Source organism: Anaerocolumna jejuensis DSM 15929 (assembly GCF_900142215.1).
GTDB lineage: Bacteria > Bacillota > Clostridia > Lachnospirales > Lachnospiraceae > Anaerocolumna > Anaerocolumna jejuensis.
Map to the genome: position 1 here is coordinate 32853 of NZ_FRAC01000038.1, position 25815 is coordinate 58667.

Annotated in this window: 18 protein-coding genes and 2 tRNA genes; 3 read left to right on the plus strand and 17 right to left on the minus strand. The window is 43.4% G+C overall.

The genetic code is table 11. The features are described from left to right. Positions 1 to 338: 338 nt before the first annotated feature. Positions 339 to 1703 (minus strand): S1C family serine protease, encoded by a 1365-nt coding sequence (locus tag BUB77_RS26125; RefSeq protein ID WP_073280119.1) that lies wholly within the window; start codon positions 1701 to 1703, stop codon positions 339 to 341. A gap of 282 nt (positions 1704 to 1985) precedes the next feature. Here BUB77_RS26125 and BUB77_RS26130 point away from each other — a divergent pair, with 282 nt between their 5' ends. Genes BUB77_RS26130 through BUB77_RS26140 form a run of 3 tightly spaced genes read left to right on the plus strand, consistent with a single transcriptional unit; the run spans position 1986 to position 6554 of the window. Then, positions 1986 to 4382, plus strand: a complete 2397-nt coding sequence (locus BUB77_RS26130) for an endonuclease MutS2 (RefSeq protein WP_073280120.1) — start codon at positions 1986 to 1988, stop codon at positions 4380 to 4382. Positions 4383 to 4395: 13 nt separating this feature from the next. After that, positions 4396 to 5115 carry a response regulator transcription factor gene (locus BUB77_RS26135; RefSeq protein WP_073280121.1) on the plus strand — a complete coding sequence of 240 codons (720 nt, stop codon included), beginning with the start codon at positions 4396 to 4398 and terminating at the stop codon, positions 5113 to 5115. A 14-nt stretch (positions 5116 to 5129) separates the two neighbouring features. Then, on the plus strand, positions 5130 to 6554 hold the full coding sequence (locus tag BUB77_RS26140) for a sensor histidine kinase (RefSeq protein WP_073280122.1): 1425 nt from the start codon (positions 5130 to 5132) through the stop codon (positions 6552 to 6554). Positions 6555 to 6682: 128 nt separating this feature from the next. On the opposite strand, the gene BUB77_RS26145 is transcribed toward BUB77_RS26140, so the two are convergent. The 16 genes from BUB77_RS26145 to spoIIE form a co-directional block, all read right to left on the minus strand. Beyond that, positions 6683 to 7180: a tRNA (cytidine(34)-2'-O)-methyltransferase gene (locus BUB77_RS26145; RefSeq protein ID WP_073280123.1), complete on the minus strand. Its 498-nt coding sequence runs from the start codon at positions 7178 to 7180 to the stop codon at positions 6683 to 6685. Between the two features lie 18 nt (positions 7181 to 7198). After that, complete coding sequence (locus tag BUB77_RS26150) at positions 7199 to 8362, minus strand: aminotransferase class I/II-fold pyridoxal phosphate-dependent enzyme (protein ID WP_073280124.1); 1164 nt, start codon at positions 8360 to 8362, stop codon at positions 7199 to 7201. Then, on the minus strand, positions 8359 to 8844 hold the full coding sequence (locus BUB77_RS26155) for an Lrp/AsnC family transcriptional regulator (RefSeq protein WP_073280125.1): 486 nt from the start codon (positions 8842 to 8844) through the stop codon (positions 8359 to 8361). Before BUB77_RS26155 ends, BUB77_RS26150 begins: the two co-directional genes overlap by 4 nt. A gap of 123 nt (positions 8845 to 8967) precedes the next feature. Continuing rightward, a complete protein-coding gene (locus BUB77_RS26160; protein ID WP_073280126.1) occupies positions 8968 to 9960 on the minus strand; it encodes an AIR synthase related protein in 993 nt (330 codons plus the stop codon). Positions 9961 to 10051: 91 nt separating this feature from the next. Continuing rightward, entirely contained in the window at positions 10052 to 11665 is a 1614-nt protein-coding gene (locus tag BUB77_RS26165; protein WP_073280127.1) for a VanW family protein, read from the minus strand. Between the two features lie 232 nt (positions 11666 to 11897). Then, positions 11898 to 12635 carry an exonuclease domain-containing protein gene (locus BUB77_RS26170; RefSeq protein ID WP_073280128.1) on the minus strand — a complete coding sequence of 246 codons (738 nt, stop codon included), beginning with the start codon at positions 12633 to 12635 and terminating at the stop codon, positions 11898 to 11900. After that, on the minus strand, positions 12625 to 13287 hold the full coding sequence (nth, locus tag BUB77_RS26175; RefSeq protein WP_073280140.1) for an endonuclease III: 663 nt from the start codon (positions 13285 to 13287) through the stop codon (positions 12625 to 12627). The genes BUB77_RS26170 and nth overlap by 11 nt, the downstream gene beginning before the upstream one ends. 62 nt (positions 13288 to 13349) lie before the next feature. Continuing rightward, positions 13350 to 15119, minus strand: a complete 1770-nt coding sequence (locus BUB77_RS26180; protein ID WP_073280129.1) for a B12-binding domain-containing radical SAM protein — start codon at positions 15117 to 15119, stop codon at positions 13350 to 13352. A gap of 161 nt (positions 15120 to 15280) precedes the next feature. Continuing rightward, a complete protein-coding gene (locus BUB77_RS26185) occupies positions 15281 to 15706 on the minus strand; it encodes a putative ABC transporter permease (protein ID WP_242962593.1) in 426 nt (141 codons plus the stop codon). Positions 15707 to 15972: 266 nt separating this feature from the next. After that, positions 15973 to 16043, minus strand: a tRNA-Gly gene (locus BUB77_RS26190). 52 nt (positions 16044 to 16095) lie between these two features. Continuing rightward, positions 16096 to 16181, minus strand: a tRNA-Leu gene (locus BUB77_RS26195). Between the two features lie 214 nt (positions 16182 to 16395). Continuing rightward, the gene (locus BUB77_RS26200; RefSeq protein WP_073280130.1) at positions 16396 to 18453 is read right to left on the minus strand and encodes a glycoside hydrolase family 13 protein; all 2058 of its coding nucleotides are present in this window, start codon (positions 18451 to 18453) and stop codon (positions 16396 to 16398) included. A 376-nt stretch (positions 18454 to 18829) separates the two neighbouring features. Next, on the minus strand, positions 18830 to 20716 hold the full coding sequence (ftsH, locus tag BUB77_RS26205) for an ATP-dependent zinc metalloprotease FtsH (RefSeq protein ID WP_073280131.1): 1887 nt from the start codon (positions 20714 to 20716) through the stop codon (positions 18830 to 18832). Between the two features lie 16 nt (positions 20717 to 20732). Next, on the minus strand, positions 20733 to 21254 hold the full coding sequence (gene hpt / locus BUB77_RS26210; protein ID WP_073280132.1) for a hypoxanthine phosphoribosyltransferase: 522 nt from the start codon (positions 21252 to 21254) through the stop codon (positions 20733 to 20735). Continuing rightward, positions 21247 to 22830 carry a tRNA lysidine(34) synthetase TilS gene (gene tilS, locus BUB77_RS26215; RefSeq protein ID WP_073280133.1) on the minus strand — a complete coding sequence of 528 codons (1584 nt, stop codon included), beginning with the start codon at positions 22828 to 22830 and terminating at the stop codon, positions 21247 to 21249. The genes hpt and tilS overlap by 8 nt, the downstream gene beginning before the upstream one ends. A gap of 48 nt (positions 22831 to 22878) precedes the next feature. Further along, positions 22879 to 25176: a stage II sporulation protein E gene (gene spoIIE / locus BUB77_RS26220; protein WP_073280134.1), complete on the minus strand. Its 2298-nt coding sequence runs from the start codon at positions 25174 to 25176 to the stop codon at positions 22879 to 22881. Positions 25177 to 25815: the final 639 nt, after the last annotated feature.

Sequence of the window (25815 nt, forward strand, 5' to 3'; positions counted from 1 at the left end):
AAAATGTAAGGCACCAGATAACTTAGGTATCAGGTGCCTTAATGATTCGTCGTTAGATTGATATTTACTGCCTTTGTACTATGCTTCTCCGGCCAAATAAAAATTGATTTATATAATGAACTGATAACATTATTACACCTAAAATGTAGGTTCCAATCGGAATGAAATTGTTCAGCAGGGTTACATAACGGTCTATTGGTGTTAATAAAATAGCTGTTCCAATTGTAATTGACATGCCAGCAATACCAAAGACCAGGTTGTATTTTCTCTCTCGAAAGAAAATAGCTTCGGTATAGAAAGAAGCACTCTTCATGGTTTAATTCTGGTTTGACTTTGTTTTACTTCTTTGCATTTACCTTACCCAGCACAACGGACAGTTTCATTTCCTTTTCCTTGTCCTTAATAGTACGCTTAATGGTTACTTCTACCGTGTCCTTGGGATTTAGGGCCGTAATAGTATTGTTAAAGGTGCTTACGCTGCTTATGGGGGTGGTATTTACGGCAGTTATCATATCTCCAATTTGAAGTCCTGCTTTCAGGGCCGGCGAATTGCTCTCCACCTCTGTCACATAGATTGCATTTTCAAGGTTGGCATTGGCCAGCTCCTGCTTTGACATATCCATACACTTTACGCCAAAATAGCTGCGTTCCGTCTGGTTCACCATAGCTTGAATGGTTTTTTTGATTTTGGAAATCCCGATAACAGTACTTACATTCCCGTTGTCTTCATCCTTTAATTTATTTGTTATGATACCAATGACATCTCCGTTCATGTTGATGATAATACCGTCACTGTTTTCATTTGTGCTGATATCCGTAGTAAATAAATCCACCTTGTTATCCGTTATGTAGAAACCGTAATCAGTGCCTGATATAATACCAAGCTCCATAGAGTCTACATAACCGTTAGGGCTTCCAAGTGCTATGATAGGGGAACCTACCAGCAATGAATAGGATTCTCCAAGCTCAGCCGGCTTTAAGCCTGCCTCAAAGGAGTCCGGAATATCTTCAAGGCTCACTGACAGAACAGCCAGATTTAGCTCCTTATCATAATCCTGGATATGGGCCTTTACCGACAACTCATCATTTATCTGAAGCTGAATAGCCTTGGCATCCTTTATTTTATCCAGGGTTACAAGCACAAGCAGATCTACCGAATTGTTCGCAAGTATAATCCCGGTGGTGTTTCGTGTGACATCATATTTTTCATTTTCATTTAATCCGTCTATCTTGCTGCTGGTGCAGGCTATATCAACAATGGAACTGTTTACTCCCGATGCTATTTCCCTTATCTCATAATAGATATTATTCAAGTCCTTAATATTGGCAGCCACATGGGTTTCCACATATACGGTACCGGGTTTTTTAGAAGGCTCCTTCCCGGAATTATCCTTGCCTCCCTGTCCTTCTGCCTGTGGGGTGGGCGTAGGTGTGGCTGTTGCTCCTGTATTCTCTCCTGCACCCGGAGTAAGTGTGGGAAATTCCACGGTTTTCTTATCCCCGCCTTCTCCTAAAAGCTTTACGATAAAAGGATTCGCAAGATAGAATACCACTCCGGCCACTACGGCAAATACACAAGCTAAAATAATCGTCCATAGAAGTGACATCAGCATGTGAACTTTCCTGCTTCTTCTTTTGGACGATATCTGTTCCTGTATAAATAAATATTCATTGGAATCTTTGTTGGATTTATCTTCTGGCATTTTTATTTCTCTCCGGTTATTCAATCTCTGATGTTGTATTTGATAACTGATTTTTGATAAATCAGGCCGCTTCAATTTTATACTCCCTTAGGACAATCCGTACATCTATTTTAACATGTACTTATGAACATTATATGAATGAATTGTAAACAAACACCAGCAAGCCTGTAATTTTCAAATTAATAGTTTTATTTTCAGCAAAAATAAGGTAAAATAGGGAACGTAGGGCTATAAAACTCTGCATTTTGTATCTGCTATGGATTGAGCAAGAAAGAGGTTCCTATGAACGAGAAAGCACTAAAAACCCTTGAATATAATAAAATTATAGAAAAATTATCCTCCTTTGCAGGCTCTGGCCTTGGAAAAGCCTTATGTAACAGTCTTTTGCCTGTAAGTGATATAGAAGAAATTAAAAAAGCACAGAGGGAGACCTCCGATGCCCTGTCCCGTATTCTGAGAAAGGGAAGCCTTGGCTTTTATGGAGTTCATGATATCAGAGCTTCCTTAAAGCGGCTGGAGGTTGATTCTTCCCTAAGTGCACAGGAGCTGCTGCATTTAAGCTCCGTACTGGACGCCACTGCCAGAATCAGAGCTTATGGTTTAAAGGATTCAGGAGACAGCGATTCCACTTTAAAAGAAACGGACTCCCTGGAGGAAATGTTCCGCTCCCTGGAGCCCCTGACCCTTCTGAATAACGAAATCAAGCGCTGTATTATCAGTGAGGAGGAGATTGCCGATGACGCAAGCCCTGCTCTTAAGAGTATCAGACGCTCCTTAAAGCTTACGAACGATAAGATTCATGACCAGCTTAATTCCATCGTAAATTCCTCCGGCTCCAAGACCATGCTCCAGGAAAATATCGTTACCATGCGAAATGGCAGGTACTGTATCCCCATCAAGCAGGAATACCGAAGCCAGTTCCCCGGCATGATTCATGACCAGTCCTCTTCCGGCTCCACTATTTTTGTAGAGCCCATGGCAGTCGTGAAGCTGAACAACGATTTAAGAGAGCTTGAAATCAAGGAGCAGCAGGAAATCGAGCGCATACTGGAAGCATTAAGTGAGCAGGCCGGCCAGCACTCAGAGAAGCTTTATAACAACATCAAAGTCCTGCCAGAGCTTGACTTTATCTTTGCAAAGGCTACCCTTTCCAAGCAAATGAAGGGTATAGAACCCTTATTTAACGATAAGGGCATCGTAAATATCAAGAAGGGCCGCCACCCCCTGATTGATGCCAAAAAGGTAGTTCCCATTGATATCACTCTGGGTAAGGATTTTAACCTGCTGGTAATCACAGGGCCTAATACCGGAGGAAAAACTGTTTCTTTAAAGACTGTGGGACTCTTTACTCTCTTAGGCCAGTCAGGCCTTCACATTCCGGCCTTTGACGGCTCAGAGCTGGCAGTCTTCGAAGAGGTATATGCGGATATCGGCGACGAGCAGAGTATTGAGCAGAGCTTAAGTACTTTTTCTTCCCATATGACCAATACGGTATCGATTTTGGAGAAAGCCAATTATCAGTCTCTGGTATTGTTTGACGAATTAGGCGCCGGAACAGACCCTACGGAAGGGGCTGCCCTGGCTATGGCAATCCTGAATTATCTTCATAAGCGCCATGTCCGTACTATGGCCACCACCCATTACAGCGAGCTGAAGGTTTACGCCCTGACTACAGAAGGTGTCAGCAATGCCAGCTGTGAATTTGATGTGGAAACCCTCCGCCCTACCTACAGGCTACTTATCGGGATTCCCGGCAAGAGCAATGCTTTTGCCATTTCCTCAAAGCTTGGACTTCCCAGTCACATTATCGAGGATGCACAGAACCTGATCGGCGTACAGGAAAAGAGCTTTGAGGATGTAATATCGGACCTGGAAAAAAACCGCCTGGAAATCGAGAGGGAGAAGGAAGAAATTGCGGCTTTAAGAGAGCAGGCTAAGAATCTTCAGGTTAAATTAGAGCAGCAGAATGATAAGCTTGCCAGTGCCAAGGACCGTATTATGGCGGAGGCCAATGAAGAGGCCCGAAAGGTATTGCAGGAAGCCAAGGATGTGGCTGACCGAACCATTAAGAATTTTAACAAATGGGGTTCCGAGGGCGGCTTTGGAAAAGAGATGGAACACGAGAGGGGCAAAGTCAGAGACCTGCTGTCTTCCACGGAAGGTAAGCTTGCCATAAAAGGAAAGCAGAAATCCTCCAAAACACCCAAGCCCGGAGAATTTAAAATCGGCGATGCCGTCCATGTTAACAGCCTTGGCTTAAAGGGTACGGTAAGTACACTCCCCAATGCCAAGGGCGATTTGTACGTACAGATGGGAATACTCCGCTCCCAGGTAAATATCAGTGACCTGGAGCTTATTGATGAGCCGGATATAACAGGCCCTAATATCACCAAATCCGGCAGCGGAAAGATTAAGATTTCCAAGGCCCTTCATATCAGCCCGGAGGTCAACCTCATCGGAAAGACCGTGGATGAGGCATTGTCAGAGCTGGATAAATACCTGGATGATGCTTACCTTTCCCACCTTCCTCAGGTTACGGTCATACACGGCCGGGGTACCGGTGCCCTGCGCAATGCAGTGCACTCCCACCTTAAGAAGACCAAGTATGTAAAATCCTATAGGGAAGGTGCCTTCGGAGAAGGCGGTCAGGGCGTTACTATCGTAGAATTTAAACAGTAGAAAGGAGTCCTATATGGCTGCCAAGCAAAAAATCCTCATTGTTGATGATGATGTTAATATAGCGGAGCTTATCTCCCTTTACCTTACCAAGGAATGCTTTGACACCCTTATGGTTCATGACGGAGAAGAGGCCATTGCAAAGTTCACAGAATACCAGCCGAATCTGATTCTTTTGGACCTTATGCTTCCCGGCATTGACGGTTATGAGGTATGCCGGGAAATCCGGAAGAATTCCTCTGTCCCAATTATCATGCTCTCTGCCAAGGGAGAAATCTTTGATAAGGTATTGGGCTTAGAGCTGGGAGCGGATGATTACATTATCAAGCCCTTTGATTCCAAGGAATTAGTGGCAAGAGTAAAGGCTGTCCTGAGGCGATTTCACCCGGCCTCCACACAGCCTGTTCCGCCCGCGGAAGCTGCGGAGCAGACAGGGGACTATGTAGCCTATCCCGATCTTATTATAAACCAGAGCAATTATTCGGTGCTGTATTACGGAAGCACCATCGAAATGCCCCCGAAGGAACTGGAGCTCTTTTATTTTCTGGCATCCCATCCCAATCAGGTCTTTACCAGAGAACAGCTTCTGGACCACATATGGGGCTATGAATATATCGGAGATACCAGAACCGTGGATGTACACATCAAAAGACTGCGTGAAAAAATTAAAGACCATACCTCCTGGAGTCTTTCTACCGTATGGGGTATCGGTTACAAATTTGAAGTAAAGAAATAATTTGGAGATAAAATATGAAGCGTTCCCTTTTCGTAAAACTTGTGGTACTTTATCTTGTTTCGGCAGTATTTATGTTCCTGCTTCTAAATACCTATGGTATGAAGCACTACGAGCAAAAGCTGGTGGAAGAAAAGAAGATGCTGCTTTATACCCAGGCCCTTTCCTTATCCAACGATTATATGACAGATTACTATAACCAGGATATATCCCTGGAGGATTTGTCTGCCCGGATAAAGGCTATGGCAATCATGCTGGATTCCCGTATCTGGATTGTTAATAAAAACGGAATTGTCATCTCCGACACAGCCTCTGGAATAATTACAGAAAATCCAATCAATATCTTCGAAATGGACTCCGACTTTCTGTATCAGCACCAGCCCTTTCCCAATTCCGCAAGCTTAAAAAATGTTCTGTCAGAGCCCATGGTAAGTGTTGTATATAAGGTGCTGTATAAATACCAGGTAAGAGGTTATGTCGTTATCCATTATTCCATGAATAAGATACATAAAAGCAGTTTGTCCTTTACAGATACCCTGAATCTCTGCCTTCTTGTATTTTGTGCAATACAGGCCCTAATTTTCTCCTGCCTGTATTTCATAACCCTGCGCCCTCTGAATAAGCTCAACAAGGCTGCCCTTGCATATACCAAGGGGAATTATTCCTATCCGATTACTGTTAAGACCACCGATGAGTTCGGTACACTGGCATCCTCCCTTTCTTACATGTCCGGTGAAATTCGGAATCTTGATAATTACCAGAAGAAATTCGTGGCAAATATCTCCCATGATTTCCGCTCTCCCCTGACCTCTATAAAGGGTTATGCGGAGGCTTTGATGGATGGAACCATTCCCTATGAAATGAAGGACAAGTATCTGGGTATCATACTTTTTGAAACGGAACGGCTAAACAAACTGACCGGCAGCCTGCTAACCTTAAATGGCTTTGAAAACAAAGGAATTCTTCTGGAGAAAACCTCCTTTGACATTAACCACATTATTAAAAAAACAGCCGAAAGCTTCGAGGGCTCCTGCAAGGATAAGAAAATCACCCTGAATCTTCTCTTCTCCAACAAGGTAATTCTGGTAGACGCGGATATGGGTAAAATTCAGCAGGTCCTTTATAACCTTTTAGACAATGCCATCAAATTCAGCCCCCAAAGCTCCACCATTAAGATCTCCACCCAGGAAAAAGGAGATAAGGTCTTTGTATCGGTAAAGGATTATGGAATCGGCATACCAAAGGAGAGCATCAATAAGATATGGGAGCGTTTCTATAAAACAGACGCCTCCAGAGGAAAGGATAAGAAGGGCACTGGCCTTGGCTTGTCCATTACCAAGGAGATTATCACGGCCCATAATGAGAATATTAACGTTATCAGCACCCAGGGCGTCGGGACAGAATTTATCTTTACACTGCCCCGCACCGGTGGTTTTATGTAGGAGCCGGATAATCCGGCAGGAAATGCCTGACAAAAAAAGCTGTATCACATGAGTACCGGCATTCCGGCACTCATGTGATACAGCCATTTTTTTACAAAGAGCCTTCTTTTTAAATTCCTTATTACCTTTTACGCCTCATCCCAGGAATGGCGGTGAAGCTTTCCGGCAAGACGCATGCCTGAAAAATCATTCTGCCTTAATGCTTCATATAAAACAATTGCCACGGAATTCGCAAGATTTAAGGACCTGATATCTCCCATCATGGGAATTCTTATAGCATTTTCTTTATTATCCAGCAGGATTTCCTCCGGAATACCGGCACTCTCCTTGCCAAACATAATGTAGCAGTCCGGTTCGTAGGAAGCCTCCGTATAGACCTTCAATGCCTTTGTGGTAGCCATATAAATCCTGGCTCCGGGGTTTTTTGAAAGGAAGTCTTCATAATTCTCATAAATCGTTACATCAAGGTCCTTCCAGTAATCAAGTCCAGCCCTCTTAATCTCCTTTTCCTCCAGGGAGAAGCCAAGGGGTTTTATCAGATGGAGACTGGCTCCCGCTGCCACACAGGTACGTCCGATATTTCCCGTGTTAGATGGGATTTCCGGTTCCAGTAATACTATGTTCATAACTAAAGTCCTCTTTTCTTATTCACAGTGTTTCTTAACAAAGCGCTCAATTCTCTCCACTGCAATCTTTAAATTGTCGATGGAATAAGCGTAGGAGATACGAAGAAAGCCTTCTCCGCAGCTGCCAAAGGCTGTACCCGGTACAACCGCTACCTTCTCTTCCATCAACAGCTTTGTGGCGAATTCATCCGAGGTCATACCAAGGCTTTTGATGCTGGGAAAGACATAAAAGGCTCCAAAGGGCTCGAAGCAGCTAAGCCCCATGTCATGAAAGGCCTTTACCAGATAATTTCTTCTCTGGTCATATGCCTCTCTCATGATTTCCACATCTCCGTCCCCGTTTTTTAAAGCTTCTATTGCGGCATACTGGCTGGTAGTGGGCGCGCACATGATGGCAAACTGGTGAATTTTTATCATCTGCTCGATAATCGCTGCAGGCCCTACGGCATAGCCAAGCCTCCAGCCCGTCATGGCATAGGACTTGGAAAACCCGTTTATTACAATAGTCCTTTCCCTCATACCGGGAAATTCGGCGATTGATACATGGTCACGTCCATAAGTAAGCTCAGAATAGATTTCATCTGAAATCACAAAAAGATCCTTTTCTATGAGTACTGGCACAATCTCAGCCAAATCCTCCTTTGTCATAACAGACCCCGTTGGATTATTGGGGAAGGGAAGCACCAGGACCTTTGTCTTATCCGTAATGGCATTTAAAAGGCCCTCCCTGGTAAGCTTAAATTCATCCTCTTCCTTTAGCTCTATAATGACCGGCTTGCCCCCTGCCAAGACAACACAGGGAACATAGGAAACATAGCTGGGCTGGGGAACCAGCACCTCATCCTCCGGGTCCAGCATTGCCCTTAAGGCAATATCAATGGCTTCACTTCCTCCGACCGTCACAATGGCCTCATGATCATAATCATAGTAAAGCCCGAACCGGCGGTTTAAATACCGGCAGATTTCTATTTTCAATTCCTTAATTCCGGAATTGGAGGTATAGAAGGTCCTGCCCTTTTCCAGCGAATAAATGCCCTCCTCCCGGATATGCCAGGGAGTGTCAAAATCAGGCTCTCCCACACCAAGAGAGATGGCATCCTTCATTTCGCTTACAATATCAAAAAACTTACGTATGCCCGAGGGCTCAATTGTTACAACTTTCTTTGATAATGGGTCTCTCACGGTGTAATCAGCATCCTTTCATCGTTGGTCTCATGAACCAGCGGAAGTCCATGCTCCTTGTACTTTTTAAGCACAAAATGAGTGGCGGTGCTAAGAACTGCTTCCATAGGAGCCAGCTTACTGGATACGAAATTGGCAACCTCCCTCATACTCTTTCCTTCTATGATTACCGTCAGGTCAAAGCCCCCCGACATCAGATAAACAGACTCTACTTCATCAAACCGATAGATTCTCTCAGCAATTTTATCAAAGCCCTGCCCTCTCTGGGGAGTAACCTTGACCTCAATCAGGGCAGTAACCCTCTCGCTCTCCGTATTATCCCAATTGATTAAGGTAGGGTAACCGCAGATGATGGTCTGCTCTTCTAATTCCTTTATAACAGAGGCTACTTCCTCCTCCGTAGAATTTAACATAGCTGCCAAATCCTTTGGTGTCAGTTTGCTGTTCTTATCTATGGCTTTTAATATCTTTTCCTTTAACATAAGCTTCACCTATGCCCTAATGGGCACTGCCAGCAGCTCCGGAAGGCGGCAGTCTTTTATTCCTCTCTCATATTTCTCCCGGCCTGTTTTCTATTTATGCAGCCATACTCTGGCTTTATTTTACTATTTCACAGCTTTAATCCGGTAAAGTTCATCACTCTTAGGCGGCTCCAGAAACCTTCTTTCGTCCTGATTCCGTATTATCCGGCCCATATCCTCTGTAAATCTTCCGATTACAGCGGCCGGTATGCCGTTGTCACAAAGCATATCTGCCAGTTCATTTCCTTTCCCGGTAACCAGCAGCAGGGAGCCTCCTGAGAGCAGCTGGTAGGGATTAATATCAAAGAATTCGCAGATTTCTATGGTTTCCTGCTTTATGGGAATCTTATTTAAGTCTGCTGTTAATCCCAGTCCCGTACGTGCTCCAAGTTCCCACAGGGCACCAAAAATTCCGCCGTTGGATGCGTTGTGCATAAGCTTTACCTCAGCCTTTTCCGATAACAATGCTTCCTTTTCTGTAGGTAAATAGCTGATGAACTGAACGGCATTCTGGATGAAATCATGATTGTACCTGGATGTAAGCTTCCTATTATGTTCTCTGGCAAGGATGGCAGTTCCTAAAAGGCCTGCCCACTTTGTCATTACAATCTCATCTCCGGGCAGGACGCCCGCGGTGGCGGTAGCCCTGCTGCGGCGTATCTTGCCAACTCCCGTGACAGTTATGACCGGCTGGTTCACAAAAGTGGTAATTTCGGTGTGTCCTCCCATTATCTCTATCCGGCAGGCTTCACAGGTCTTTTCTGTTTCCTTTATCATATTCTGCAGCATTGCTTCCGGTGACCCTTCCGGTAAGAGAACCGTCATCAGAATTCCAATAATTTCTCCTCCTGCTGCCGTAATATCATTGGCAGCACTATGTACTGCAATATCGGAAGGCATGTCCTTTCCAAAGGTTATGGGGTTAGAGGTAAGCAGGACTCCTTCTTCCTCTTTTAAATTCAGCATGCAGCAGTCCATTCCCACTCCCGGACCCCAGAGCACTTCTTCTCTTCTATGATTTATCTGCCTTAAAACAGAACGCTTCAATATCGGTTCCGATACTTTTCCAGCCTGCATGATAACCTCTTTCTTAGCATATATATTCCTTTTGATTGTGAAAAGGGGTTGCTGCATAACCAAATTCCGTTATGCAACAACCCACACAGACCTATAAGCCTGTATTTTCTTCCTGGGTACTGTCATTACTATTGTCTTCTGTGGTATTTCCTTTATTGTTTTCCTTGTTGTTTTCCTTGTTGTTCTCTTTGTTATTTTCTTTATTGGTATCTTTCTTATTGCCTGTTTTGTCCTCTTTACCGCCCTTATCATTTCCTGATATTGCAGGCACATCCCCAGGATCATCCGATGTGATATCTCCCTTTCCCTTATCCGTCTTATCATCCGTTACATCTTTATCCGGTTTTTCTTCCTTTTTGGTACCGACGGTTACATATCTGGGAGAAGCGTTATAGACACTCCTGTTTACTCTGGTTCGGCTTACTTCCTGTCCATTCTCATACACGATCTTGTAAAGCTCTGCCACATATCCTGTATGAGCTGACTGGGTGGTATATACATAAGTCGGAGGCTGGTTGGGGTCCTTTGTTACCACATCTGCTCCCGGTTGTCTCTGACTTACGATTACGGTTTCAAATTTAACCTTCCTGCCCTTTGTATTTCTTTTCTCATGTCCCCATAAATTAAAGGTAATGGTTCTTCCATAAGTGGAAGCTTCGATTACGACAGGTGCATCGGTATTGTTCTTGAATCTTAAATTCTTCCAGGTTCCTGCAATAGCGGCATCCCTAGATAAATCCACATAGCTGATGGTCATGGAATGGTTGGCGCGCTCCACTACTTCCAGCTCTGATAACAGCACCGCATTGTACAGGGTAGTGGTTACCTGGCAGGCCCCGCCGCCGATGGAATCTACCAGCTTACCGTTAGAATATGCTCCTGCCTGGTAATAACCATTGGAGGTGGTAAAGGGTGCCAGTTTTTCATAGGCAGAAAAAACCTGTCCGGGGTATAATACTGTGTTATTAATAAGTCTTGCACCATTGGCAAGATTGGCTGCCCTGTCCGCTGTGGAGGTGGTAAAGGTTGTATGGAAGGTTCCCAACAAGGTATTACACTCCTCTACCATACTTCTGGTATACTTTGGAGCTACCTCCTTTACCTCTGCACTCAGACTGACATCTTCCCCTGACCAGTTATTTAAAACAGCATCCTTGATGGCTGCCACGGTAGTTTCCGTATCTACCTTCTGGCCAACAGTCTCGTCGGTGTAGACAAAGGCTCCGTTCTTTCTGGATACCGTTGCATTTGCCGCCTTTACATTATGTTTGGAAAGTCTTTTTGCGAAGGTTTTTAATTTTGGCTCATTTATGGAAAACTCCAAATGATATACGAGTTTATTTTCCTGGGTATCCTTTAAATCCTTATATTGCTTGATAAGATTACCTACTTTGCCAATTTCCATGGCTTCCTCAATATAATTGTTCTTTTTGTCGGTAAAGCCTAAATCGCTTATTTTTACCTGCTCTTTTTCACCCTTTATATCTACGGTAACAGTTCTTTGTTTTAGTGTATCCACATAATCAGCTACTGCTTTTGCTGCCTCATCCTTTGTCATTCCGCTGATATCTACCGCATCAATATATACTCCTTTTGTTATTGCATTGTCTTCATCTGCGGCAAAAGCCTTTGTATAGCTGCCAGCGGATAATAGGAATAATGATAATAGGAACACTATTCTTATCATTCTCTTGCTTATACTCATAATTACCCTCCTCTGCTAGCATAATTTATAACTTATTGATGATACTTATTATTTATAGTTATTTACTTATGTATAACTGTAAACATCCGTACCTGTTTAGAAAAATACGTTAATTACCATGGGAGCTACCATAGCTAACACCAGAATAATTACGATTATGGTTGAAATCGTTTTCTTGACTTTATTGCTGTTAAAGTTCATCTTACACCTTTCCTTTCGATTATAGTATTATTCAAAATACCTCATTTATTCTGCCTTTATTCAGGATAATTTTATCAATCAGTCTGGAAGCCTCGCTTCTTGTCAGCTCGTCTATCTGCTTCCTATACTCTATCTTATGATATTTTAATAAATCATTCAAGTAATTTTTTTGTCTCGCAGTAATTGGCTGCTCCTTTTTCACTTTATAATTTAACGGAACTGGCATAAACAGCCCGCTATGCTCTGTAAAAAATTCATTGCAAAGATGTGCATAGACCACAGCCGTGGCTTTTGCATCGTGAGATGCCCTGTGAGCGCTTGCATTCACTACCTGATAGCGTTTGCAAAGATTTGTAAGGCTCTTGCTCTCATCCCCGGAAATGGCTCCCCGGCTGATTTTCAAAGTATCAATCCCCTGTCTTTCAAACGGAATTCCAAGGCGGGCTGCACCAACCTTTAAGAAGCTATAGTCAAACAGGATGTTATGCCCCATCAGGATGTCTTCTCCGGCAAATTCTATAAACCGCGGTATCACTTCTACCTGATTCTCCGCCTCTTTCAGCAGGTCCTCCGTAATGCCGGTAAGCTGGATGATTTTCTCCGGCAAGGGCACCGGCGGCTTTATCAGCTCATTAAAATATTCTGTAATTTTTCCTTCCCTTACCTTGACTGCACCAATTTCTATTATGTAATCCTCTTCCGGAGAAAGTCCGGTAGTTTCAATGTCAAAGCAGACAAAGGAAGTTATTCTGTCACTTTTATTCGTCATTCTTTCCCTCCCATCTGCAAAGGTTAAAGAGAAAACAGTCCCTGCACTTTGGGCTTCTGGCAGTACAGATGCTTCTGCCATGGGCAATTATCTGAAGATTATACAAAATCCAATGGTCCTTCGGCAGCACTTTCATTAAGTCGAACTCTATCTTTACCGGGTCCTCTTCCTTTGTAAACCCAAGCTTTCCGGATATCCTTTTTACATGGGTATCCACCACAATACTGGGCTCATGATATACATTTCCCCTGATGACATTGGCGGTTTTTCTTCCCACTCCCGCCAGCTTTGTAAGAGCTTCAATATCCTTCGGAACAACTCCGCCATACTCTTTTACCAAAGTCTTTGTACACTCTATGATATTCTTTGCCTTGTTATGGTAAAAGCCCGTACTGTGAATGTCCTGCTCCAGCTCCTTTAAGTCTGCCGCTGCAAAGTCTTCCAGGGTCCTGTATTTTTTAAATAAATCCTCTGTAACCAGATTGACCCTCGCATCCGTGCACTGGGCACTGAGAATGGTTGCAATCAGAAGCTGCCAGGGTGTCTCATGATTTAAATAGCACTTATATTCCATCGTATAATGTTCATCCAGAAGGGAGAGCACTTGCCCGACCCTCTCACGTTCGTTCTTCGTCAGCCTTTTAACAGCCATATTTGCTCCTTTCGTAAAATTAAATTTAATCATTGGATACTGTAAATTTGTCTGACTTTTTCCTATACCATCATTAAATCTACCGGTATCTGCCTTGCCTGTTTGTTAAGGGGATTACGGTTTTTGTAATCATATAGTATAAACTGCTCCTGCCCTACTGCCCGGCCTGAGACAGCCGTCTCATATACATTCAGGGGATAATGTTCCATATGGAGCATTCCCTTTATCTCCTCCGTACGGATATCTGCCTCTCCCAAATATTTCTTAAGGCTGTCCTTATCCTTATAAAATTCCTGGTACCTGGCTTTATACCGGTCAAAATTCTCTGCAAAGGGCGGCCTGCTTTTCAGCTTCTCCCTGCAATACAGATCATGGACCATCAGATGCTTCAATGTTTGGGTTTCACCTGTGCTTTCACTGCCTGCTTTTTTCCCGATATACTGGTCAAAGAATCCCAGAAGGGCTTCATACCTTCCCATTCTGGAGGAATTTAAAAGAAAAAGGCCCTGTTCTTCATAATAATTCCCGAGCTCGAAAAAGAAGTCAAAAGGAGTAGCAAAAAAATGCATTAGGTATGCAAGGGAATATTCAAACTGCCCGCTGTTATAATACATTTCCGTCATACTCTCTACTTTTTTCAGGAGCAGTATCTCATCATAGCTGATCCATCTGGTATAAAGCACTTCATAAGGAGGCTCGTCCTGGTATACAATGCCCCATTTTTCCTTTTCTCCATGAAGGTAAGAGCCCTTCAGCACCTTCAGAAAGCCCAGCTGAAGCTGGTCCGGCTTCATGGAATAAACTTCGTTAAAGGAATCCCTGAAGGAGGTGTAATCCTCATAGGGAAGACCGGCTATCAGGTCCAGATGCACATGAATGTTCCTGCCCTCCTGTATCCGGAGGACCACCTCCCTGATCTTATCCAGGCTCATTTTCCGCCTTATGGCATCCAGGGTGGTTTCATTGGCAGACTGTACACCGATTTCCAGCTGAACGAGACCTTCTCTTAACGTATTTAAAAGGGCCAGCTCCTCTTCCCTTAATAATTCTCCCGCTATCTCGAAATGAAAATTTGTTACACCGTTATCATTTTCCTTTAAGAACTGCCAGATTTCCATCGCATGCTGATGGTTGCAGTTAAAGGTCCTGTCAACAAACTTCACCTGAGGAACCTTATCCTTCAGAAAGACAGACAGCTCTTCCTTCACCTTCTTAAGGTCCCGGAAGCGTACCTTCCTATTTTCCGAGGAAAGGCAATAGCTGCAGGAGTAGGGACAGCCCCGCCCGGATTCATAATATATTATCTTATTCTGAAGGCTTGTAAGCTCCTCATAGGGAAAGGGTATGGCATCCATGTCCATTTCCTTTCTCGGGGCTGTCCGATAGAGCCTGCCGTTTTCTTCCCGGCAGCAAAGCCCTCTGATGTCCTTTAATCCTTCTCTGTCTCCGGTATAAAAGTGCATTAAATCCAGGAAGGTCTCTTCCCCTTCTCCGCATATGATCCCATCAATACAGGGAAGCTCTGTCAGAACCTCTTCCGGGTCATAGGAAACCTCCGGTCCTCCAAGCCACAGGCTGGTGCCTGGAAGCACCTTCTTTATTTCCCTGCTTATTTTTTTAATCATTCCCATGTTCCAGATATAGCAGGAAAAGCCTATAAAATCCGGCTTACGTTTGTAGATATCTACCAGGATATCCTCCGTATACTGGTTAATGGTATACTCAGCCAGGGAAATACTTTCCTTGTAAGGAGCGGCATAATTTCTTAAGCTTCGTATCGCCAGGTTAGAATGTATATATTTTGCGTTAATTCCTACTAATAAAATCTTCACGTTTAGCTCCCATAGGGTTAATAAATAAGCATAAGCACACCGTTGTCCAGTGGCTTATGCTTATTTTAACACAAGTTTTTTGAAAAGAAAACCCGTTGGCCTAGGAAATGGGAGGAATTGTTACCGTTCAGTCCAGCTTCCGGACTATAAATGCCACCCGCTTATTCCACAATTTTACTATCACCTATCACATTTTGAAGATAATTATCCAGCCAGATTGCCGGAGCGGACAGTAAGAACCATACCAGGCTAAAAAGAGGACATATCTGCCCCCAGGCGTTTAAGGGCTGGTTGGAGTAATCCCATACATTAAGATGCATCCACAGGTTAACGATCAGACCAGCCATTAGTTCCACTGCCGTTATAGCCAGAGAGGAGAGAAACATTCTCCCCGGAAGGGGAATTTCATGCTTGCATTTTTGATTGATGTAATCTATCAGCAAAAAGCAGACTCCGCCTGCTATCAGCATGGAGATATGGGAATATCCCCGGAACAGGGTTTCAATACCGCAGTAGGAAAAACCTCCTACAAAGAAAAATAGAATATATTTCAGACTGTTACTGTTTATTTTGAGCATACTAATCATTCCTTTCCTCATAAAAATAAATTGATTTTAATCGGGTTAAAAATTAGTATACTCCGTTATTTTTTTTGAAATCGAAAGTTCGCCCTATTCCATCACTTCCCTTTACAGCAGCTTCCAGAGCTTCTATTCTTTCTCTTTTCTATAAAAATTTATCAAATTTGATTGATTACAGGAAACAACCGGGAAAATCCTGAGCAGACAGCTTCCCTTTACAAGAGCAATTCACCTGCAGTTGAATATTTAAACTGAAAAAAGGGCGTGAAAAAAGCGGGTGATGGGAATCGAACCCACGTATCTAGCTTGGAAGGCTAGTGTTCTACCATTGAACTACACCCGCAAAATACTATGAAGTTGTCAGTCTTTCTTTCAAAATTAAAATTTCTGAAATATGCCGGCGACCGGAATCGAACCGGTACGGGCGATTAAGCCCGCAGGATTTTAAGTCCTGTGCGTCTGCCAGTTCCGCCACGCCGGCATCTGAAAGCTTTCTGACAAGGTTAGATTATAGCACAGTCAGTTTTACATTTCAAGAGGTTTTTGTATTAATTTTAGAGAAAATTCGAATAATTCTTATCATTCCCTATAAGTCTATTTTAAGTTTTATCTTCTTATGGATGTAAAAAGGCTGGAACGTATAATATTTTTATATTTCCAGAAGGTAAAAACTTAATACTGCTTATAGGTTATCCTCAAGCCTGAATTCCAACGAAGTTTTTTATAATAAGGGAGGATACCGGAGGAAGAGTAAGCTTTAATATCCCTCCGTCGGTAAAGTACATCTCAGAGTCAATACAATGCCCCTCCGCCGTAGTCAGTATCAGCCTCGAAAGAGTATCCGTGTCTTTTATCCCTATCCTCCAGGCTTCAATATCCACTGCCATTGGGGCTTCCGTGTTATTTAGGGCTATAATAAATTTATCCTGCTTATTAAATCTTCCATAGCATAAATAGCCGTATCCCGTATGCAGCATAAGATGGGAACCGCTTTTAAGAGCTTCATAGGCTTTATGGATGCCGATAATATCCTTATGGAAGGCTATTAAATCCATATCCTCTCTTCCCCAGGGATAGCTCCTCCTGTTATCCGGATCGGTAAAGCCGCAAAGCCCTGCTTCATCTCCGTAATAGACCGTCGGGGCACCGGGCCAGGTCATCTGAACTGTCACTGCCTCTTTCAATACGCCTTTATTAATACCGCTCTCAGCCGCCTTGGGTCCAAGGGTAGCTGTTCTTCCTACTTTTTTGTTGGTTCTTGTAAGGAAGCGGGAATGGTCATGGTTGGAAAGCTCATTCATTGCCGTAAGCAGTGATGATGTCTGAAAGCTTGCCATGGCATTCTTCATAAGTCCTTCAAAGGCCGCCCCGGAATTATAAAGGGATTCTTCATAGGAATCACTGTGCTTTTCCATTCCGGTCAAAAACCAGGTCAGAGGTTCCATAAAGGCGTCATAATTCATGACAGTATCCCATTCATCTCCCATGAGCCACTCTCTGGAATCCCCGTAATGCTCTGCCAATATCACAGCCTCCGGATTAGCCTCCTTCACAGACCTGCGGAAGTCCTTCCAGAATTTATGGTTAAACCCTCTGGTCAGCCCCAAGTCAGCAGCCACATCCAGGCGCCAGCCATCACAGTTATAGGGAGGGGATACCCATTTGGCACCAATGGCCAGGATTTCTTCCTGTAATTTCTCAGAACCCTCGTAATTCAGCTTCGGAAGGGTTTCATATCCCCACCAGCCGTCATAGCTTTTATTTTCCGGCCAGCCCTCTTCCCGGAAGTTAAAGTAATCCCTGTAAGGACTTATCTTATCCCAATAGGCTCCGACTGCGAAATCCTTTTCTCCCTCATAGATTCCTTCCCTGTCAAGCCACTTATGAAAGGAACCGCAATGGTTAAATACACCGTCTAAAATTACCTTCATGCCATTTTCATGGGCAAGTGCCACAAGCTTTGCAAACAGCTCATTGCTTTTCTCCAGGTTCACACGGCTTGTTACCCTTTTCTTATAACGGTATGCCTGGCGGTTGTCATATACTCCCTCCGGCATGGCTTCTTCGCAATCCTCTTCTATGACACCAAAATGAGGGTCTATATAATCATAATCCTGTGTATCATATTTATGGTTGGAAGGAGAAACAAAGATGGGATTCAGATACAGTACCTCCACTCCCAGGTCTTTCAGATATCCAAGCTTCTGCATGATACCTGCCAAATCTCCTCCGTAAAATTCGCGGATTCCAACAGCGGACGGATACTGGTACCAGTCCTCTGCCTTCTTCACATAATCTCCGACATAGAAATACTCCCTGTTCTCCACATCGTTTGAGGCATCTCCATTGCAGAAACGGTCCACATATATCTGGTAAATCACCGCTCCCTTAGCCCATTCCGGTGTCTGAAAACCAGGGGTAATATTAAAAAAGAACTTATCCTGAGGCTTGTCAACTGCTCCTGCTTTTGTATAATAACAGACGCTCTCTCCGTCCTCTATTTCAAAATAATACCTTACCGGCTGGTCCGTGAGCTTAATCATACCTTCATAATAATCGAAATAATCCTCTTCCTCCGCTCGCTCCATTCGGATTACTTCTGTTTCTTCCGCTCCTGTGAAAGGATGAAGGTTTACCCTTAAGCTGCCTTTCCCAGTCCTTAAGCGGATTTTTACAGTTTCAAATTCCCTGGGTTCAGCAGGTATTCTGTAATCTTTCGTTCCGTCACTGTATAGTGCACCTTTATTTATCATAATCTCAAGTCAGGCCCTTCCGTTTTACTGATTCCCAATTTTGTATGGGACTATCTGATATTGTATATTAAATCAATTCAGGAAAAATAGCAACCTGCATCTATTTTTGGGCAAAGAAAAGGACAGCTTTCCGAGTGCTGTCCTTTTCTTGGAGAAGGTATTTTGTTACTTATGGGGTGTAGCAAAAACTATATAATGTATTGGGGTTTACGAGTATTAGTATAACATCATGTATACAAAAAGTGTGCACAAACATTGCATTTTTTATAATTTTTTTTTGTCTGTTTTTATTCTTATCTTTTTACTTGCGTAATATCCGCTCCTGTAAAATATATAAAAACCATTTATTTTCAGACATTTTTTTGTAATAGGCTATTTATACTTCTAAAATAGGGGAATTTTCACCGTTAATCTTTCCTTCGCCCCTCTGGAGAAAAAGTGACTCGAATTCTTCACGGTTGATTCGCTCTTTTTCAATTAAGAGTTTTGCACAATTATGCAGTACATCCATGTAATCTGTGAGGATTTTTTTTGCCTCGCCATAGCAGTTATCAATCATGCCCTTTACTTCATCATCAATAATTCTGGCAACATTTTCACTGTAGCTTCTGGTATGTGCTAAATCTCTTCCGATAAATACCTCATCATCGTCGTTGTCATAGTTGACCATTCCTACGGAGGAGGAGAAGCCATATTTGGTAATCATCGCTCTGGCTGTCTTTGTGGCTACCTTGATATCCTGAGAAGCACCGGTCGTAATATCATCAAAAATCAGCTCTTCCGCTGCCCTTCCGCCAAGGCCTACAATGATATCCTGCTTCATGCCGCCTTTTGTCTGGAACATTTCATCCTTTTCCGGTAAAGGCATGGTATAGCCTGCCGCTCCGTTTCCGGTAGGTATAATGGATATGGTATAAACAGGTCCCACGTCCGGAAGCACATGAAATAGGATTGCATGACCGGCTTCATGGTAAGCTGTAATTTTCTTTTCCTTTTCGGAGATAATCCTGCTCTTTTTCTCCGTACCGATACCTACCTTGATAAAGGATTTATTGATATCTTCATGAATGATATAAGAGCGGTTATCCTTTGCTGCGCTGATGGCAGCTTCATTTAAGAGGTTTTCAAGGTCTGCGCCTGTAAAGCCTGCCGTTGTCTGGGCAATCTGCTTTAAGTCAACATCCTCTCCCAGGGGTTTGCCCTTGGAATGAACCTGAAGAATCTCTTCCCTGCCCTTTACATCGGGCCTTCCCACCATAACCTTACGGTCAAAACGGCCGGGTCTTAAAATAGCAGGGTCCAGGATATCCACACGGTTGGTTGCTGCCATTACGATAATTCCTTCATTGGCGCCAAAACCATCCATTTCGACCAGCAGCTGGTTCAGGGTCTGTTCTCTTTCATCGTGGCCTCCGCCCATGCCGGTTCCTCTTCTTCTGGCTACCGCATCAATTTCATCAATAAATACAATACAGGGGGAATGCTTCTTGGCATCTTCAAATAAATCCCTTACACGGGAAGCACCTACACCTACGAACATTTCAACAAAGTCCGAACCGGATATACTAAAGAAGGGTACTCCTGCTTCTCCGGCTACTGCCTTTGCAAGAAGGGTCTTACCGGTTCCGGGAGGTCCTTCCAGCAATACACCTTTGGGAATTCTTGCCCCTACCTGGGTGTATTTCTTGGGTGTCTTCAGGAAATCAACGATTTCCTGCAGCTCTTCTTTCTCTTCTTCCAGACCTGCCACATTCTTAAAGGTCGTTTTCTTATTCTCATCGGTAGTCATCTTGGCCCGGCTCTTGCCAAAGTTCATCACCTTGCTGCCGCCACCGCCGCCTCCTGCTGCCTGGTTGGAAAGATAGGAGAATAATAGAATTATCACTACGAAGCCCAAAAGGTAGGGCAGCAGTGTCAGAAACCAGCTGGGCTTGGAAATATCATATACATGATAGATAAGCTCTTTATTGTTTTGATTTACGATTTTATCATCGATAACATTTCGCATCTCACTAACATTGGTTACATTGAATTTCTCCACACTCTTATCCTTCAGGGTCACAATGGCCTTTCCGGTAGGAGTTTCCTGATTCTGATAAATTCTTACATCCGTAACATTATTATTATTGACATCTTCCAGAAAATTGCTGTACTCATAATTATTATTGGGATTGCTTTTTATATTTTGATGAACAAGCGACAAGACCAGAATAATGCCAAGGATAACCAAATAAGCCCCATATCCTTTTAGTTGTCTTTTCACTTAACACCCCTCCTTTCTATTCTTCAATTACGCCGATATAGGGAAGGTTTCGGTATTTCTGCATATAATCCAGCCCGTAGCCTACCACGAATTTATCGGGAATTTGAAAACCTACATAATCTACCGCAACATCCGTAGTCCTTCTGTCAGGTTTGTCTAAAAGAGTGCATATCCTGACACTCTTTGGCTTCCTGGTATTTAACAGGTCTACAAGATATTTCAGTGTATTACCGGAATCAATGATATCCTCCACAATAAGTACTTCCTTATCTTCAATGGAATCATCCAGATCCTTAATTATTTTAACCCTTCCAGAGCTTACGAAACCGTCTCCATAGCTGGAAACTGACATAAAGTCGATGGATAGGGGAACACTGATATGCTTTGCCAGCTCACAGGTAGCAAAAACTCCGCCCTTTAATACACAGATAAGGTGCAGTTCTTTTCCTTCGTAGTCCCTGCTTATCTGCTCACCCAGGCTTCTTATTTTTTTATTTACCTCCTCTTCGGATATTAATACCTTGATATCTTCATTCATTTTCTTCTTCCTCCGTCAATTTTATCTGAAGTATCCTCCTTGTATTTTCATCCACCTTATAGGCTTCACTTATTCTGCCCCCGATCACCCACATAATATGGGAACCGTCGGCTAGTAAAGGCAGGACATCTCTCTCTTGTCTTGGTACCTTTTCATCTATGAAAAAGGCCTTTAATTTTTTTGTGCCGCCCTGTTTGTCAATGCAAAGATAATCTCCCTGCTTTCGGAAGCGGATTAACACAGTATCCTTAATTTTATCATAGTCAAACCATTTCGTACAGATACTTTCAGGAATTATCATATTTTTTTTATAATTTAAAATTGTGGCTATAAGACTTTTTCCTAAAAAGGGCCGGTTCTTTCCTGTTCCGGTAAGGGTATTTGCTTCAACGGCAGGACTCGTTCCTGCTTCTAAAAGGCCCTTTTCTTCTCCGGCAGCGCTCGTTACTGCTCCCGGAAGGCCCTTTTCTTCACCGGCAGAACTTATTTCTGCTCCATAAAGTTTCTTTCCCCTTCGGGGAAGAGGGGTAACACCCGGAATTATAAGCTCCCATTCTGCTATATCGCTATCTGCAGCGAAAGCTTCTTCCTTCCTGTCTTTCTTTTCAATTAACAGCTCTATATGCCGGTATTCTCTTACGGCAGTAATCCCATAGGGCAGATTTACCCTTCTTCCAGCCTGCTTATCCAAAAGCTCCAGTACAGCTGCCACATGAACTGCCTCGATATCCTTCAGGCTTTCACCCAGCAGGTAAAGAGCCTTCCTTACCACTTCTTTCTGTATAACGGCATCCTCTGCCTTAAGCTCCTCTGCTTTTAGGAGGAGACTGTTATTTTCCTCCTTTATAAGTATTCCCTCCATGGCCTTTTGTGTGGACTTTTCTATAAACTCCTGAATTTCCTTCAGGCTTTCCCCGGCCTTTGCAATGTGGGACACAGCACCCCTGTTTATTTCCCGCGCTTCCTTTAAAATGCCCAGCCGTATCTTATTGCGGCTGTAATCCAGCGTAAAATTTGTGGAGTCATTCAGGAAAGAAATTCCCTTTTCCTGCAAATATTCCTCTATCTCCTGCCTTTCAAGGCAGAGCAGGGGTCTGATAAGCTTATCCCTTATGGGACTGATGCCTGTTAATCCTGCAAGGGCACTACCCCGGAACATATGGAAAAGAATTGTTTCTGCGTTATCATTTTTATTATGTGCAATTGCAATTTTATTACACTTATATGCAATAAGATACTGGTTAAAAACTTCATACCTTACTTTTCTTCCTGCTTCTTCAAGGGACATTCTGCCTTCTTTTGCCAGTGCCGGAATATCTTTATGAACGGAGGTGAAGGATACATTTTCCTTTTTACAAAGCTCCCTTACATGCTCCTCATCCCTGAGAGCTTCTTCTCCCCTTATGCCATGGTTTACATGGATGACATAAAGGGTCAGGCCATATTCCCTTTGGAGCTCCAAAAGCACGTGAAAAAGGCAGACCGAATCCGCTCCGCCGGAAACACCGACAATAATTTGGTCTCCCTTTTCAAGCATTTTATATTTCTTTATATATTGTTTTACCTTATTTATCATGAATAACTCCAGAGTTTTTTATCATTTTACCTCGAACCATGGGAAATATCAAGCCTTGCTCCAAAAGCCGGCTACCAATACCGTCATATCGTCAACAGGGACCCAGCCGTTTTGTTCCAGGGCCATATTTAAAAGGGAATTTGCTATTTCCTTCGGATTATTTGTCTTAAGGTCCTTCAGGAATTCACTGATGAATTCCTCCTTTTCGTCTCCCGGTATACAGTCGACCACCCCGTCCGTAGCCATAATGACAAATTCTCCGCTGTAAAGCTTCTTGGTTATGATTTCATAATCCGCTTTCTGGATGATACCGGCAGGAAGCGTGGTGGAATGTATGACCTCCACCTCTCCCGCTTTTTTAAGAAAAGTAGCGGCAGCCCCCATCTTGATAAAATCACAAAAGCCCGTATAAAGGTTTATGATGGTTAAATCAATTGTTGAAAAGCTCTCCTCCTTATCCCGTAATACCATAATGGAATTTATCAGCTTTATGGCGGATTCCTTTCGAAAACCCGCTTCCATAAACTGCTCCAGCAATTCGATGACCGACTCGCTCTCTTCATAAGCTCCCTGCCCGGTTCCCATGCCGTCTGCAAGGCTCATAATAAAGGTTCCCGTATCCGGGTTCAGGAAGGAATAATTATCTCCGGATACCGGATTCTTCTCTTTATTCATTCTGGCAAAGCCCGTATACACCATGTAATCCGTATCCTCCACAAAGGTAAAGGTATCCAGCTCCTTTGCGATTACTTTCTTACAGCCCTCATAGGGCCTCATGGGCTTCCCATAGGCCTTTCCTATGATGCCTGCGGCTTCCTTTGCCGTAATACAGCGGCCCTTATCCGTTCTTGCGGTTATATAAATTTCCTGCTTTCCGTCCCTTTTTTCAAACACCGCCACCTTCTTTACCAGGATATGGCTGCGCCTCAGATCAGAGGCAATTCTTTCCTTCCTGCTCTCATCCTCATAAGGCTTATACAGGTCAAGAGAAAAATCATCGATAATATTGGCTACTTCCCCCAGCTGCTCTGCAATCGCCGCCCTGCTCTGGGCCAGCTTATTACTCCAGACCATGTTGATTCTTGCCACCTCTATGCTTCTCTTTGCTTCCTCCAGGAAATTATCCAGACAAATACATCTGGAGGCAAATTCTCCCGGAATCTCACTTAAGGATACGGTCCCATTTTCGTTCACCTGTTCCATAATGCGGTAGGCCCCCTCGTAGGTCTCATAAAAATGCCCCTCCCAGCAATAGCTGCAATTCTCACAATCCTTGCAGAGCTTTTCCGATAACTGGTCAAAGAGCTCCCTTTTATCAAGCTTGTCCAACTCCTCCTTCTGCTCGGAGATGGAATGGAACGTGGTGGAGAGATTGTGAAAGGATTCCGAAAAATCTCTCAGCTTCCCTCTGGCAATGCTTTGCAGATTCTGATGAACAAACACTTCCTCCTCCCTGTCATTCTCACCAGCCCTTTTACCATATATCAGATTTTTAGGCAGCAGGAAAAACAGCACTGCACAGGAGATTAGCACCCCAAAACCTTCCAGATTGAACTTGCTGTTCTTATAAAGCTCTCCGAGGACAAGAAAGCCTCCTGTATAGGCCAGAAAATCCACAATCCTTCCCATCTCCCGAAAGCTTCCGCTGATAATACCAAGCATGCACATCAGACCCAGCTGATTCAGCTCCCCGGTCCGAAGTGCCAGAATAATCCCGCAGGCCGCTCCTATTACCGCCCCAAAGCCTGCTCCATAGCGAAAACCGATAAGAAGGACGCTGAACATCGCACAGGTCAGCGGAAGGGAAAAGCCCAGAGAATTCATATCCGGTATTCCGTATATAATAACTCCCCCCATAACCGCAAGTCCGATAATCTGCTCATTGGACAGGGCCTCACCCTTTATCCCGGGATTTAAAACCGGCTCCAGTCCCCTCCAGAATATAAGAGCAGACACGAAAACAATGACTCCTTCTGCAAGGCCCATTACTACAAAATGCCATAAATCTCTGCTCAATGTGCTGTAAAAGCAGGTGAGTACTGTGGTTACTCCAGCTGCAATCCCAGCCATTGCCCATATGTTAATTTTTTTGCTGCGGTATTCAATCATGGATACCAGAATGGAAAATACAATAATAGCTATCAGATATTTGATCATTTCTTCTGTTCCCATGGCGGTGAAAACTCCCAGTGCTACCATAACCATAGCCAATATCCGTCCCTTTGGTTCCAGAAACAGTGCCGCCAGATACCCCATAGCAAATGGATTTATGCCCATGAACACCGCCCTTGCCATAATAACACCAAGCAGGCTGGTGAATATTCTCCTCATATTTTGTTCTTTCATTGCTCTACCTGTCCTCCCTTTACCTTACAGGACTTTATTCCGGCAGGCGGGTTATCCATGCCCCGGCTGTCCATTTAGTCCGTTTAGTCCTGTATTATAGGGTTGTGCCATTAAAATCTTTGTCAAAACCAAGTGTCCCTATCCAAAAAGTTTTTGACAGAATCCTACTTACTTGCATGAAAGAATCGAATAGAGAGAGTTCAGTTTAATTAAGAAATTCAGATTAAGGTATGAAAGGCGATGGAATATTATTATCTTTAAGTTATGCGTGGTTAAAGGGAAGGTTTTCAAAAGGGGACGGCAGTTTACGCAAAATAGAAGGCATGAATGCTTCGATTCCAATGTATAAGAAGTCCTAATTCTCTGAAGCTTTTGTGCTGGACATATCATCAAACAGATAACTCGTGGGCTCAGACAATCTGTTTGATGATATAGCACAAAAGCTTCAGAGAAAAGGACTTCTAATACATTTCCATAGGCGCATTCATGCCTTCTATTTTGCGTAAACTGCCTGCGGATATATTGAAACGGGCATTTGTCGGGTTAATCAAATAATGAATATACTATGTGAAGGCTTAGATTAACTTATGACTCTCGAATTATTATTAAAGTACTTTAAGAAGAAAAAAGGATATAGCA